The sequence below is a fragment of the Paenibacillus baimaensis genome (assembly GCF_025567575.1).
Map to the genome: position 1 here is coordinate 1 of NZ_JAOQIO010000116.1, position 15,659 is coordinate 15,659.

Here is a 15,659-nt window from a genome sequence, read left to right on the forward strand (position 1 = left end):
ACGGAGAGACAGGGCCGACCGGAGCGACGGGTGAGTACGGAGAGACAGGGCCGACCGGAGCGACGGGTGAGTACGGAGAGATAGGACCGACCGGAGCGGTGGGTCCAACGGGAGAGACAGGCGCAACGGGACTGCCGGGAGAGACGGGATTAGCCGGAGCAACGGGTCCGACAGGAGAAACAGGAGCAACCGGAACGGCGGGTGTGACAGGAGCAACGGGACTGCCGGGAGAGACGGGATTAACCGGAGCAACAGGTCCGACGGGAGAGACAGGAGCAACCGGAACGGCAGGTGTGACGGGTGCGACGGGATCTACGGGATCTACGGGATCTACGGGATCGACAGGAGCAACGGGACTGCCGGGAGAGGCGGGATCAGCCGGAGCGACGGGTTCGACGGGAGCAACTGGTGCGACCGGTTCGACGGGTGTGACGGGATCAGCCGGAGCAATGGGTCCGACGGGAGAGACAGGAGCAACTGGATCGGCAGGTCCAACAGGGGCAACGGGTGAAACGGGTCCAACTGGCCCTCTCCCGATCGTAACCATCATTCCTGTAGCCAATCGTTATTATTATATAGTAACCTCAGATTTAGTACTTACGGACCCTGCTGTGCTTCCAGCTAATTTGTTCAGGGATGATGCAGGGAATTTAATCAACTCTTTTTCAGGCTTGGGTACCAATAGCTATAATAATCTTTTCATCAACGGGATGCTGCAAGAAGGCAATGCATATAGCGTAACTCCCCATACATTGACCTTATTCGCGGATGGCAGTACGATATATGCAGGGACACCGATTACACTTGAGACCCTGCAGTTTATTGCCCAGGTCTCGTAAGATAGGGTTAGCGATGAACGTAACAAAAGCAGCTCGTATTCCATTGGGGAACGGGCTGCTTTTGTTTGTGTCCATCATGAGTTCTTCATTCATCACCGGGATTCTAAATTCCGTTAGACTGCTCCCTTACCTCTTTACGATATTGCCCCGGAGGGACGCCGACGGTTTTCTTAAATGTACGCGAAAAATTTTGCGCGTTGCTGTATTGAAGCCGCGAAGCCATCTCGTCCACGCTCATATCGCTGTGCAGCAGCCAATTCTGTGCTTTGACAATGCGACTGTGCAGCAGGTAATCCGAAAATGTTGTATCGTGAACCTCCTTTAACGCTTGCTTACCGATAGAGGTAGGCACATTCAGTGCTTTGCAGCAGCCTTCCAGTCGCAGATCGGCTTCATTATGCTCGTGAATGTAGATGGAGAGCTGGCTCGCCACCTTATGCATATGCTCCATATGCTCCTGCTGCAGATCGGCGCAGAGCAGGTCGATGACGTTGATCTTGAGCCAGCCGATCCATTCCTCAAGCGTAGAGAGCTGCATTAGCTCAACCATTAACGGCTCGACAGGGGGCTTGCGCAGTGAGCTGCCTATCGTCCTGTAGATAGAGAACACCATTTCTGTCAGTTGGCTTTGCAGCCATTGATAGTTAAGGGATCGCAAGCCTTGAAGTGTACTCAATTGATCCGTATAACGGTAAGCAAGTGCCGGGTCAAGTGAACGAATGGCGTAGATGACGTCATTTTCCAGCTCGCGAAAGGAGACAGGCAGTGCGGTGGTTTGCCCCTCGTTATCCTCTTGTTGAAACTCATCAATGGGGATGACCTCGTTCGTGCCGGTTACAAGCTTATGCTTGAGGGCATCTTCTGCTTCTTGCGACGACAAGCTCAAATAAGCGTAATCCTTGCGCACCAGACTGATTCCGATAGAAACCGTGAACGGAAAGTATTGCTCGATAAAATCGCGTATCGTACTTGCGGCGTCCTGCACAGAAGCTTTCACAGCACCCTGTCCGAGACCATCGTCCGGCAAGGAAATCAGAGCCAGAAATCTGCCCTCGCCACAGCTGCTGACGACCCCTTTGCCCTTACCGTCAATAACCTCTTGGATCACCATGGACAACCCATAGCCAAAATAATACAGATCCACCTCTGAATAGAGGCCGGTCATACTTTTATACTGATCGATCTCAACGCACAAGCAACCGTAACCGCCCGCCAGCAGCGGAATTTGATACCTTTCACATTTGTCGAGATCTTCTTGGGAACGAAGTCCTTTGTGCAGCATGTTACGAATAAATGCCTCACGGATTTCAGGTGTAAGCACCTTAACCTGCTCTTTGAGCTCATCCCGTGTCTCTTTAATGTGCTGCATTTTATCGTAAATCGATCGGAATTCATCATCCCGAGGTGCACGCTTGCTTGCCCCTTCTTCTTTGTCCGATTGAACTGTGGCATCATCAAGCAAGGTCACAATATCACTCCAGCCCCGCCACAGCCGATTGGTGGAAAGAATAGTCACAAGGGCCGCCATTGCTAGTAAAATCCCCGCCAAAATAAACACGACATTGCGAATCCGATTGATTTTGGTGAACAGCTCATCGTTGGGGATCGCAAAGCCAAAGATCCAACCTTTGTAAGAGGGAGGCAGGTGAGCGACGAACAGCTCTCTGGAGGAGGACTGCCCGTGTGTAATCTCCGGCACCACATTCAACATCAGACTTGCACTGTCTAGCGTGCCACGGTTTTGCAGCATTTGACCGGATTCATCGAGTATAAAATAATTGCCTTTCACTTCGTCCGTGGACCCCAGTATGTGATCGAAAAACTGCTGATTCAAATGAAGGATCATATAGAGTGGCTTCGACGCCTGAAAGATCGGCAGCTTGCGGATATAGATAGCGGTGGGTGCCTTCTTGACGGTTGTATTGAAAAAGGCTGTATCTTTGTTCATCGCTTCAAACTTGGTGATCACGGACTCGTAATCATTTTGAAAGTCGGTGACCTGATGATTGGTGCTGTACAGCCGTTTGTTGCTGAGACGGTAGAGCGCAATATTATCGACGTCGTCAATCGACGTTTGGATGCGGAGCATCGTTTCGAGAAGGGTCAATATTTCAAGATTATTTTCTTCCTTCCCCGTTGTGATGAGCGATTCAAGAGCAGGAAGCTTTTCAAATTGAAGGACGGATTGATCGATCTGTCGGAAATAGCTTTCGACCCGATCCTGCGTGCGCTGCAAAGATACGTGGTAGGCACTCTGCACCTCTTGTGTTAACGTGTTAGTGGCAACAATGTACACGGTGTAACCCATAGCCGTGATGCAGAGGGAGGCCAAAAGCAGCATGATGATCAGCGTTTGAACCTTCTTGGAGCGTTGCAGCTGCATAGGGTTCTCCCCTTTCTATTAAAAATATAACCGTAAAATTATAGCATGGAAAGTGTCATTTCGCGTAAAAAGCGGATTTAAGCATAAAGATACCCACCAATAATTGGCAGGAAAACCCCGATATCAATAGCTTTCTAATGGTCATTTACTGAAATTTGGTTGATTTGATGTTAATGATCATTGCTTGAACAATCCATGCAGCTGTACATTGTTAACGAAGCAGCACCAGATCCACAGCCAATCGAATAGTTAACGAAAAGGGGAATAACAACGATGACTAAAGGGACTAACATGAATAATCGTATTTGGAAACGTACGGCAAGCACCATGCTCGTGACTGCTTTAGTAGGGGTAACGGCAGCCTGCGGCAGCAATCCACCCGCTCCAGCTGCTAATGGAAGTACACCGGCCAAAGCGCCAAGCGGTCCAGTGAAGCTGAAGCTTGCGTATGACGTCGGTAATGCAATTCCAAGCACCTCTGCCGACAGCAATGAAGCGATGAAGTATTTACAAGACAAATTGGGCGTCCAATTCGAATTCAATGTCAATGCTTATGAGATTTACAAGGAAAAAATCCGTGTGCAAATTGCCTCAGGGGATATTCCGGATGCGTTCGCTTGGCGGACGATGGACGATTTTATTGTCGGTATGATCAAAGCCGGTGAAATCGTACCACTAGATGATTACATTGATAAATACCCGAACCTGAAAAAGCAAAAGGATCTGGATATCACAAGATATCAAAATAAGATCTGGGCTGTGACCAACGTCCGCAACCCTGTAGCCTCAGGTGATGCGCCGTTGATTCGTCAGGACTGGCTCGATAATCTGGGCTTGCAGACTCCCAAAACACTGGATGATCTCTACAATGTTGCTAAAGCCTTCACCTTAAACGACCCTGATAAAAATGGTAAAAAAGATACCTATGGCATACAGCTTGGCTATGCGAACAATGCTTTTGTTGGAATAGGCGGCTTGCAGAAGCCTTTTGGCATTCAGGATAAATGGGTAAAGCAGCCGGATGGCAAATATGTGCCGAACTTTGCGACACCGGCTTTTAAGGAATATTTAACATGGATGAACAAAGCGTTCAAGGACGGTCTGATCGACCCCGACTTCGCGGTAACCGATGGCCGAACAGCTGAATCAAAGGTAGTCGGCAAAGGACAGGCAGGAATTTTCTTCCATTATATGTCTCGTGTTAATGATTTTGAGGATAATTTCAAAAAAGCGAACCCTACTGCAAAGCTGCTGCCTTTTGAACCTGTCAAAGGTACTACAGGCCTGCAAGGAGCTACAGGACGTGTAAATTATGGCGGTATGTTCGTATCCAAAAAGGCAGGTCAAGACCCGGCCAAAATGCAAAAGCTGATGGAATGGTTTGACTTTGGAGCCAGCCCTGAGGGACAAAACTTTAGTTTATATGGGGTAGAAGGTATCCACTCTGTGAAGAAAGACGGCAAAACTGAAGTGAAAAGCGACCTGATTTCCCGCGATATGCCAGGTACATTCATTGCTACGTTGCCGCTGCAGCCGACAGAGGAAGTATTCGTCAGCAAGAAAAATTCCGAGGAAGCGCAAAAAATTGTCGCCGATGGCAATAAAATGCTGGAGAAATTTTTGAAAATTCCAAAGCCACTCGATTTTGCATTCTCACCGACTGGTGCGAAGTACAATGCGGAAGCAGAGGCTTTTATTAACACAAGTATTGTCAAAGTCATTATGGGCAACATCAACGTGTCGGAATGGGATGGTATCGTGAAGCAGTGGTATGACCGTTTCGAGGGTGCGAAGTGGATTGAGGAAATTGCTGCGACTGACGGAAAATAGCTCAGACATGGTGAATGTGGCTGCTTTATTCGTAATGTCGCAGTCACAGTCGTAGTAACAACGAGGAATGGAATGCATAGTAAGATGACAAGCGGGTACGTTCTGGATCATCGGGACGTACCCGAGCTTTCTACAGGGAGTGATTATGATGTCAATGAGAACGGAATCGGTTCCAACCAGCAGGAGTCCCCAAGCAGCAGTCCGTTCCGGCAGCAAGCTAAGGAAGAAATTATGGTCGGATCGCTATATGTATTTGCTGGCACTGCCTGGTATGGCCTTTATTTTACTATTTGATTACGTCCCGATGTACGGGATTGTATTGGCTTTTCAGGACTACAACCCATTCGGAGGTATCCTTCATAGCGATTGGGTAGGGTTTGCACATTTTGCGAGATTGTTTAAGCATCCGGATTTTTGGCTGGTGCTGCGCAATACACTCGTGATCAGCCTGCTCAATCTGGTACTGTTTTTCCCTACGCCGATCGTGCTTGCTTTACTGCTGAATGAGGTGCGTTCTCATTGGTTTCAACGGACGGTGCAAACGATTGTCTATTTACCGCATTTTGTATCCTGGGTCGTAATCTGCTCGCTCACGATAACACTGATGAACTCGGAGGGACTCGTTACCCAACTGGTTCATTTCCTCGGATTTCCGAAAGTGCAGCTGCTGCTGGACACCAAGCTGTTCTGGGGAATGATTACGCTGCAAAGCATCTGGAAGGAAGCGGGCTGGGGTACGATAATATTTCTCGCCGCGCTGGCCGGAATTAATCCTGAGCTGTACGAAGCAGCGCGTGTAGATGGTGCCAACCGCTGGCAGCAGATGAGATCGATCACCATTCCGGCACTGATGAGTACGGTAGTTGTACTGCTGCTGCTGCGGATTGGACATATTATGAGCCTGTCATTCGACCAGCTGTACATTATGGGTAACCCGATGGTCAACAGTGTGGCCGAAGTATTCGATACGTACGTGTTCAAGGCGGGTGTGCTTCAGGGTAACTTCAGCTTTGCTGCCGCTGTCGGACTGTTTAAATCGGTTGTGGGTCTGGTGCTCATACTGGGATCGAATTATTTGGCTAAGAAAACGAGCGACAATTATTTGTTTTAAGGAGATTGCACATGAAATCACAAACAAAAATAGGGTTTGAGTTAGTGAACTATGCGCTGCTCGGACTGATGGCGCTGATGATGGTGTTTCCATTCTGGAACGTGCTGGTGATGTCATTCTCCACACCGCATCTGGTTTACGAGGGACAGCTGTTATTTTGGCCCAAGCAGTGGACGACAGTAGCCTATAACGCTGTATTTCAAAACCGTCAATTCATTCAAACCTTTCAAAATACGGTCTTCATTACCATTGTCGGTACGGCAGTAAGCATGCTGCTCACTACGACGCTTGCGTATCCACTCTCCAAAAGAACGATCAAGGGTACGGGCGTCATGCTGTTTATTGCTTTTTTTACGATGCTGTTCAATGGGGGAATCATTCCGTCCTATTTGCTGGTCAAGGAGCTTGGGATGTTGAACTCCTTGTGGTCGTTGATTATTCCAAGTGCGCTGAGCGTGTTCAATTTGATGATTATGGTCAGCTTTTTCCGATCTCTGCCAACGGAGCTGGAGGAATCGGCCAAAATAGACGGTTGTAATGATATCGGCGTATTGCTGCGTATCGTCATTCCGATCTCGCTGCCAGTTATCGCGACGTTGACGCTGTTTTATGCGGTATCCAAGTGGAATATGTTTTTTCAAGCGGTTATGTACAACAGTGATATTAGCAAAATGACGATGCAGGTGTTATTGCGGCAAATATTGATGCAAATGACCAGCGATGCCGTTGATGCGGCAATGGCCGGAGAGGTTCCGAAAATCGGCGTTACCGTAAAAATGGCGATGATCATTATTGCAACGGTTCCGATTTTGCTGATTTACCCTTTCCTGCAAAAATATTTTGCCAAAGGCGCGATGATTGGCTCGGTAAAGGGTTAATAGGTAAACGTTTGATGATGTACCGTGAATATAAGAGCTTGCCTTAAATGGTGAGAGGAGGAAAACAAGGATGGATACCCAAAAGCTGTTGGACAAAGCGCAGCAGGTTTATGCGTACATGGTAACGGCCCCGGAGAACGATTGGCAGCGCAATATGGGCAATTGGGACTGGAAGCCTGGCGTCGGTCTCATTGCTGCCGTTGCCTACGGTGAAGCGATAGGCTCGGATGAGGTAGATGAGTACTTGTGGCGTTGGATGAGGGACAATCGACATAAGGCGGCACAACAGCGTGTTATTAATTCGACGGCACCGTTCGCAGCGCTGATCGAGCTGCTGCGCAAGCAGCCGGAAGCGGCAGCAGAGTGGATGCCGCTCATACGTGAGCACGGCGAATGGCTGATGAACGAAGCGCCGCGCACCAAGGAAGGCGGCTTTGAGCATACGGTAACCGAGGGTGTCGATTTCCCGGAGCAGCTATGGGCGGATACACTTGTTGTTGGCGCTTTATTTTTGGCGCGTCTGGCGTCGCTAACTAAAGATGAAGCGATGGCACGCGAAGCCGTTAAGCAGGTTGTCATTCATCTGCAGATGCTTCAGGACGAAGCGACAGGCGTATTGTTCCATGGCTTCGATGGCCATAATCGCAATCACATGTCAGCTGCACGATGGGGACGCGCGAATGCATGGGTGACGTTCGGTGTGCCGGAAATTGTCGCCGAGATCCAGCATCTGATCCCGATTCCGGTGGAAATCGGGGAACGCTACACCGCCTTGGTACAAGGTTTACTTAAGCTTCAGACCGCTAATGGCATGTGGCATACCGTCATGGATCGACCAGACTTTTATCTGGAAACCTCAGCCACAGCCGGTATCGCGTATGGCTTCGAGGTAGCCTTACGTACAGGTCTTATCACCGATGATATCCTGCGTTCGCAGCTTCAAGAGTCGGTACGCAAGGCAGCCGAAGCTGTCATGATTCACGTAGACGTATACGGCGCCGTTCATGGTGTTTCCGGCGGTACCCCCGTTATGCCAACGATCGAGGCCTATAACGAGGTGAAAATAACCCCAACCCCATACGGCCAAGCTTTAGCCCTTCTACTAATCAGCGCGTTACTGAAGCGCAAGCATTAAGCTATAGCTCATTATTGTATTAAGGTAAAGTCATGATGTTCCGCAGGAACGAATCCAACGCGCCCCATTCACTGTAAACCAATCTCTGAATCACTGCACAGCACCAAACCAAGCGTGTCCCGCAGGGACGACAAGCGCCCCGAGAACACAAAGACCCTGCCCCCCACGATGCAGCACCATACCAAGCGTGTCCCGCAGGGACGATAAGCGCCCCGAGAACACAAAAGCCTTGCACACGTGCCAAGGGAGTCCAGAGGGCAGCGCCCTTTGGGGCCCTCCCTATAGGGAGGGTTTGGGAGGGTCATAACATTAAAGGAGGATAAACCAATGAAAACAAAAATTATTGCAACCGCGCTGGCCATGCTAGTGTCCGTATCCACTATGACAAGTCCAATAATGGCAGAATCATCAGCAATAACACCGGACGCAAATTTATTTTTGGACCGCGTGGACCGGGTGTATCCCGACGTCGCCACCGCGGAAAAACAGCTGCAGTTTTTCAAAACCAATCTGTTAAGCAACCAGCAGCCTGACGGCAGAATCGATAATTTTCCGCAAAAGGTGACAATCAGCGCCGGTAATCTGGTTACTGGCAACATAACAACCAATATGGGTTTTGAGCAGGGCACATCCAGTACGCCTGATGGTTGGAGCTATACAGGTACATCAAATTTAACCTGGATACATGATCTGGAAGCATCCTATGAAGGCGCACGCATGCTTAAATTGGAAGCGCTATCAGAAAGCGATGGTTCACTTAAACAGACGATCTCCAATCCACTAGATGTGCTTGTAGATTATGTAACGCCTGCAACCGCAGTCGTTAAGCAGGACAGTCTGCTGCTGCTGAGCGCTTACGTCAAGACCGAGCAGCTAAGTGGTTCGGGGAAAGGCGTCTATGTAAAAGTATCCTTCAAGGATGCTGGCGGAGCGGATCTCGGTAATTCGACTATGGTTGCCGTAAATCAAGGCACACAGGACTGGAAGGAGCTGCGTGGTCTTGTCACGGTTCCTTCGACTCAGCCTACCCTAATCGTGATCGAAGCCGGACTGGATGGGGCAATGGGTACTGCATATCTGGACGGCATCCGTCTCATGCGGATCGACAGCTCGATTTCGACGGCTGCAGGGTCCGCAGGAGTGCAGGTGGGCAATAAAGGAGCGGCAGCGATTCCAAATGCGAATTTTGACGCGACACCTGCATGGACGGCAAACAAGCAATTGAATGCAAGTGGACCCGAAGCGGCGATCAACCAGACTTTAGCTAATGGCGTATCTGGAAAAGGTGGGCAGATTGTTTCCACTTCAGCAGATACGGTGGCTTCGCTCACCATGAATGCAACGGCTTCCTCTAATGGCACGCGGCAGTTTGGTGGCAATTACCGAATTTTTTCAGTCAAGTACAAGACGTTGCCAGGATTTATCGCAGCGGATGGCAGGGGAGTTGCCGCCAAAATCAGCTACAAGGATAAATCCGGCAAAGTCATCGGCAATCGAACTTTTTACGGTGGTTCTACTGACGGCAACTGGGGTGAAATCAGCGGGGTTTTTGATACGGAATACCCGGTGTATACGATGAGCTTTGAGCTGCTGCTGGACCATGCGGTCGGTACGGTTATTTTTGACAATGCTTCATTTATCGGGATCGATCAGCAGAGCAGCAGCACGGAGGCTGGGTTTGGTGCGGCTGGACTGTTCGCCTATATGTGGGAAATTACCGGAAAAACAGATGCGCTGCTAGCAAAGCAGGCGAGAAAAACGCTCGACTTTTATATGCATAACCGTGTGCAAACCATCGATAATCCTGCGAATGCCGACAAACTGCTAACTGGTGCGGCGAACAGCGGTGCCGCTTATGTGCCTTACTATGTAAGCGGCAGCACAACGGGTGCGGATTACCCGACAACGGCGTTTGGTCTGCACAATCTGGCCAGCGCGCTGAAGTATGGACAGGAACTGTTTACATCGGCTCAGCTTGCAGAAGGAAAGACACAGGCTTACTCTATGTGGAAGTGGCTGACGAGGGTCGTCCAATTCAGTACGCAAAAATCTCAAAATCAGGCTTTGGTTGCTTTGCTGGGCGGAATTGAGGTTGCTATGCTCTATGACGATGCCGCTTTAAAAGCTGAAATTTATGATTACTATACCAAAGGTATTCCCGGGACGAACCTGCCTGATAAGGCATTTCGCGATGAAGCCAGGGAGGTAGTGGATGGAAAATCTATTTTTTACGAGGTCAAAGGCTTCGACGTCAGCTACGCGGGGGTTTCTCTAAGTGATCTTGCCGAGATTATAGGGGAGATGCCTGATCAGGATGCATCGTTTAAGGATCTGAAAGCGATTATTCATGCCGACGGTATGGAGATGGCCGAATATTTTAACTCAAGGCTTGCGGCGGATGGCTGGATTTTTGCAGGCTCACGTCATAATGAAGGCGGCGGCTCCAGCTTTAATATGGGAAATTTTTCGGGCCTCTCTTATTGGGCACAAGCTTTGAATTCCGATTTGGGGCGATTTCTGATCAAAGGGCCAAGTGCGGTAACTCCTTCTTATGGGGAAACAGCAAATCTGGGGCATATTGCGGTTCACGGACCTGCAGCTCTGCATCGTACGATCCAGCAGTATCCGTGGGTGCCAAGCGAGCAGCAGAAGCTGGAGGACTACACCTTTCGTAAAGGAAAGGTTTCCGCATATTACAAAAATGAAAACAGGCAGCCACTTCATATTTCCGTATCCGGTACTGATTTTATCGAGAATTTGGTTGATTCCGGTACCACGACGTCTAAGGGTCCAAAGATTGATCGGATCATGGGCATGTATTTCAAGGATGGGAATGATAAGTGGCAATATGACGATGTCAAATCCACTACAGCGAACATGTCGACACCCGGTTACTTTGTACGCAAGGATACAGGGGTGACTACAGCCAAATCGAACGTCACCAAGCAGTACTATATTACGAATGGCAAATCACTTTACAATGTGCTGGCCGTTCAATTCAGCTCGGATCAGAGCTATAAATCGTTGAATCAATTGATCGGTCTTCCCTATATGTCGGTGCCTGATTATCCGTATGTTCCAGCCAGTGTAGATCCGCGAATGGTACGGATCAATGGAATTTATGGCAGTGATGGTACACCTCTGCTCGATCTGACCAAGGATACCGGAGAAGCGACAGCTCCTGAGATGCGAATGGGTACGGCCAAAGTCAGCGGTTGGCCCATACTTAAGGCGGTCAATGCGCCAGCTGGAGGTACGGCAAAACCAACATGGTTATCGACTGCCGACATCAATCAGTTGAACGCAGGCTTTACCACAACGAATGGTAAGGTTATGGATGATCTGTACACGAAGGCGTTATGGGACCCGACAAATGTCCGGGTATCCGACAATAATGGAGTTACTGTTCAGTTTGCCAATTCGGATAAGATCATGGTCAAGCTGACGGACTCGGCAGCGCCTGTTAACTATAAAGCAGGTGAGTGGGTTTATTTTGTGGCCAAATATGCGCCGGATAGTGATACGGACAGCTTAACCGTGACACCAGTTCAGACATATTCAACGCGCAGCGATGTACTCCAGTCCATCACAATTGAAGACAGTGGTATGAAATTCGTACTTAACGGCAGCAGTGATTTGTTCGTCGATAAGCAGGCTGGAAGCGTAAGGCTGAATGGAGTAAAGGCGACTGCCTCCGATCTGGCAGCTTTATGGCAGGAGCGGGGACGGACGATTGCTGGAGACAAGGCGAGTTTTCCTTACCAACATGATCTGGATGGCAACGGCATTATCGATCTTACGGATCTGTCCCTGCTGGGACTTTATATCAATAACTAGAAAGGAAAGGGAGGGGATTTTGTATGGGTAACAAAATAATACAATGTTTCAGGGCAGCTGCGGCCATACTGGCAGTCGGACTACTGCTGCTTAGTGTGTCCGGGTTGGTCTCAACTGTAGCAGCAGCGGCTTCTGTTACTGTCGATGAGAGCTTTGATAATTATCCGACGGCCGCTTTATCCGGCTCAAACTGGACCATTTCAGCGGCATCGGGCTCGATAATGGTCGTGGAAGACCCGAGTAATCCAAGCGATAAAAGCGTCAAAATAACGAAAACGAATACCTCCGGTACGGTAAATACGGATCGTAAAAACCTTGCACAATACGGTCAATTTGTTGTTGATTATCGGGTGAAAAGCGATGAGATCGCTGGAAGCAAGTCAGCTCCCTACGTGTTTGGCAGCACGAGCGGGACTAACCTGGTGAGTGTATTGTTCGATGCAGGTTTTATCAAGGCATATAATAGTGCAACGAACACGAAGCTTCAATCGTTTACGCCTGGCACCTGGTATCGGATACAGCTTATTTTGGATACCAGCACCAACAAATACGATATGTATATTGATGGAAAATTGAAGGCAGACCAATTTGCTTTTCGTAATAATGCTGCAGAATCTACGCTCTTGCGGTTCGCTTTGGGCACCGACCAGACCGGAACGATATATTTTGATGATTTAAAAGTAGCACAGCTGCCCGCTTCGATATCGATGGGAGATGATTACCAGCTGGCTATAGGGCACACCCATGCATCAACCGTCACGGCTATCTATCCCGATGCGACCAAAGGCAATGTGACGAAGGCTTCCTGGTATGACTCTTCCAATCCATCGGTGGCTCAAGTGGACGCGGCAGGAGTCGTTATGGCAGGATCCATGGGTACGACCACCATTACTGCGCATTATGCAGGCAGGGCAACGACTACAACCGTACAGGTTACCGACGGTATTGTTTTGAATAGCCTGCAGCTGGATTCAACTGCTTATAGCCTAACACAAGGCTCGGAGCATGCTACAGTGGTAACAGCTGTATATTCCAACGGTACCCGTAATGTAACTGCGAATACCGCTTATACATCCGGTAACCCGTCGATTGCTTCAGTTAGCCAGAGTGGACTGGTGACTGGAAAAAGTGCAGGATCAACAGTCATATCGGCCACATATGGCGGGAAAATCGCTTCGGTAGCGGTCACTGTCACACCGATTCTTACTGAGCTTCTATTGGATTCAGCTGCTTACGATCTGCAGGCAGGATCGGTGCATCAGACCGTAGTAACAGCTGTATATTCGAATCAAACCACTGCTGACGCTACGATGCTTGCCACCTATACGAGCTCGGATGCTTCCGTAGCCTCGGTCGATCGTATAGGCAATGTAGCAGGTATTCGTGCGGGACATACCGTTATTACCGCAACCTATGGCGGTCAATCTAAAGCAGCCCATGTATCGGTCAGCTCTATTAGACTGGATTCGGATGTTTATGAGCTGCAACCGGATGCAACACACTTGACGTCTGTACTGCAGTTATCGGCAGATGGAGTGGAGAGCCCGGTTACGAGTTTTTCCAGCTTTAGCTCATCCAATTCTGCTGTGGCCCAGGTAGATATCACTGGCCAAGTCACCGGAAGGTCTGAGGGCACTGCAGTTATTACCGCTGTGTACGGAGAGAGCCGGGCTATAGCCAACGTGACTGTGCGTTCAACCGGAGCCTCATCGCAATTCACCGTACCAAGTGTTGGAAAGGACACGATTCAGGTTCATTTATGGGCACAAGGGATCGACAATGTGTATGCAGCACAATCGGATATCGATTTTGACCCTGCTATACTGCAGCTGCAACAAGTGGTATCGGGACTTTTCAGCGGTACACCTGAGATGCTGGACAGTCACAATACGATCTATTCGAACAACGGTATACTCACAGGGTTTCAAAGTTTGGCCTTACAAGGTGGACACCTCTCGTATGGTGCTACTCAAGCTGGAGCTGGTACAGGTGGAACCAAGCCCTATGTTACGCTATTCTTTAAAGTGCTGAACCCGAGTCAGAACACCAGCTTACAGGTGAACAACGTAGCCGTGACTTCTGCGTCTGGGAATACTATCACAAAAGCTGTGTTGCCCGGTATAAATGTTACATTTGATGAGGCCCCGATAATTCCGCCGGACACGTCGGCTCCGAGTGATCCGACTGTTAGCGTGACAGGAAGGACGCCGAACAGTATAGCTTTGAGTTGGACAGCAGCGACGGATAACGTCGGCGTTACAGGATATGACGTTTATAATGGAAACGACAAGCTGGTTTCTCTGACAGCAAATGCTAATCTCGGCTACACTGTAACCGGGTTGCATCCGAATACAACATATATCCTCATCGTAAAAGCCAGAGATGCCGCTGGCAATATGTCGAAAGGTGCCAGTATTTCGGCTAAAACAAGCGGTGGTAACCAGTCCGCGAGCAATAGTGGTGGTGGAGCCGCAGCCGGAGTCGATGCCAGTATGAACAAGGAGGCTGACAAGAGCGAAGACAAGCAAATTGTTCAAGCCAGTGATCTTGGGACAATCAGGGACGGTAAGCTGACGATCCGCATGAACGGTGGCGCCAACGAGCTGCTAATACCAGCTGATGCCTTGTCACTCCTGGGCGAAAGCTGGCTGGAAATCCAAAAAGGAGCAGCGACTATCCGTTTTCCTTCAATTGTGATCCAGTCGTTAACCGGATTGCTCAGTAAGGAAACGTTACAGGGCGCACAGATTTCCTTCAAGCTGAGTGTGGCAGGAGAGAAGGACACGGAAGCCCTGCTTGCTACAGCTCTGGGCAGTACGGAAGCTCTAATTAAAGCAGCAGCGCCAGTGCTCCAGCTCGATTTATCAATTATCTCCAAGGATGGAACGGTTAAGAAGTTAGCTTTGTTCGATAAGCCTGTTGAGGTTTCGTTACCCTATGAAGGCGGTTCTGACCTTAATGAACAGCTGCTCGGTGTGTACCATCTCAATGAACAAACGGGTCAATGGGAATATATAGGCGGATATATCGATACTGCTGCCAAGCAGATCAACGTACAGCTGGCTCATTTCAGCAAGTACACAGTTCTTGAATACAACAAGTCTTACTCTGATGTTCCGTCCAGCCATTGGGCAGCGAATGCCATACAGGTGCTTTCTGCCAGACATATCGTTAATGGCATTAATGATATAAACTTTGCGCCGCAAGCCTTCACAACCAGAGCTGAATTTACGACTCTGTTGGTTCGTACGCTTGGATTGAAGGCTTCAGGCCATGCGCCATTCCAGGATGTGTCTCCGGCAGATTGGTATGCGGAGGCAGTGACAGCAGCATACGAATCGAAGCTGATTGGAGGACGTACGGAGAAGAGCTTTGCACCTCAGGATCAGATAAGCCGAGAAGAAATGGCCGCAATGCTGGTAAGAGCTTACGAAGGCTCGGGAGTAACAAAGCCATCGACAGTTGATGTTTCCTTATCGGACCTTAACAGCGCATCGGGCTGGGCTCTTGGCTCCGTGCAGGCTGCGGCATCCATCGGTTTAATGAAGGGAAGAGGAGATAACCAGTTCCAGCCCAATCAGCTGGCGAATCGCGCAGAAACCGCACAAGCTGTATATAACCTGCAGCATCTGCTATCACGTTAATA

At 49.3% G+C, this 15,659-nt stretch carries 8 protein-coding genes; 7 read left to right on the top strand and 1 reads right to left on the bottom strand.

Features of this window, described 5'->3' with window-relative positions; genetic code table 11:
* Nucleotides 1-839 (top strand): DUF4183 domain-containing protein (locus tag OB236_RS39885; protein WP_317259411.1); only part of this gene is annotated, 839 nt, incomplete at its 5' end.
* Between the two features lie 103 nt (nt 840-942).
* Here the strand turns inward: OB236_RS39885 and OB236_RS34435 are convergent.
* Nucleotides 943-3,222: a helix-turn-helix transcriptional regulator gene (locus tag OB236_RS34435; RefSeq protein WP_262688100.1), complete on the bottom strand. Its 2,280-nt coding sequence runs from the start codon at nt 3,220-3,222 to the stop codon at nt 943-945.
* A 273-nt stretch (nt 3,223-3,495) separates the two neighbouring features.
* On the opposite strand from OB236_RS34435, the gene OB236_RS34440 reads away from it, so the two are divergent.
* The 6 genes from OB236_RS34440 to OB236_RS34465 all read left to right on the top strand — a co-directional run bounded on the left by OB236_RS34440 (nt 3,496) and on the right by OB236_RS34465 (nt 15,657).
* Nucleotides 3,496-5,052 (top strand): extracellular solute-binding protein, encoded by a 1,557-nt coding sequence (locus OB236_RS34440; protein WP_262688101.1) that lies wholly within the window; start codon nt 3,496-3,498, stop codon nt 5,050-5,052.
* A 148-nt stretch (nt 5,053-5,200) separates the two neighbouring features.
* Complete coding sequence (locus tag OB236_RS34445; protein ID WP_262688102.1) at nt 5,201-6,163, top strand: ABC transporter permease; 963 nt, start codon at nt 5,201-5,203, stop codon at nt 6,161-6,163.
* A gap of 11 nt (nt 6,164-6,174) precedes the next feature.
* The gene (locus OB236_RS34450) at nt 6,175-7,041 is read left to right on the top strand and encodes a carbohydrate ABC transporter permease (RefSeq protein ID WP_076231119.1); all 867 of its coding nucleotides are present in this window, start codon (nt 6,175-6,177) and stop codon (nt 7,039-7,041) included.
* 70 nt (nt 7,042-7,111) lie between these two features.
* Complete coding sequence (locus OB236_RS34455; RefSeq protein WP_262688103.1) at nt 7,112-8,176, top strand: glycoside hydrolase family 88 protein; 1,065 nt, start codon at nt 7,112-7,114, stop codon at nt 8,174-8,176.
* Nucleotides 8,177-8,503: 327 nt separating this feature from the next.
* Nucleotides 8,504-12,013, top strand: coding sequence for a cupin domain-containing protein (locus OB236_RS34460; RefSeq protein WP_262688104.1), 3,510 nt, complete (start codon nt 8,504-8,506; stop codon nt 12,011-12,013).
* 23 nt (nt 12,014-12,036) lie between these two features.
* A complete protein-coding gene (locus OB236_RS34465) occupies nt 12,037-15,657 on the top strand; it encodes an S-layer homology domain-containing protein (protein ID WP_262688105.1) in 3,621 nt (1,206 codons plus the stop codon).
* Nucleotides 15,658-15,659 lie beyond the last annotated feature (2 nt).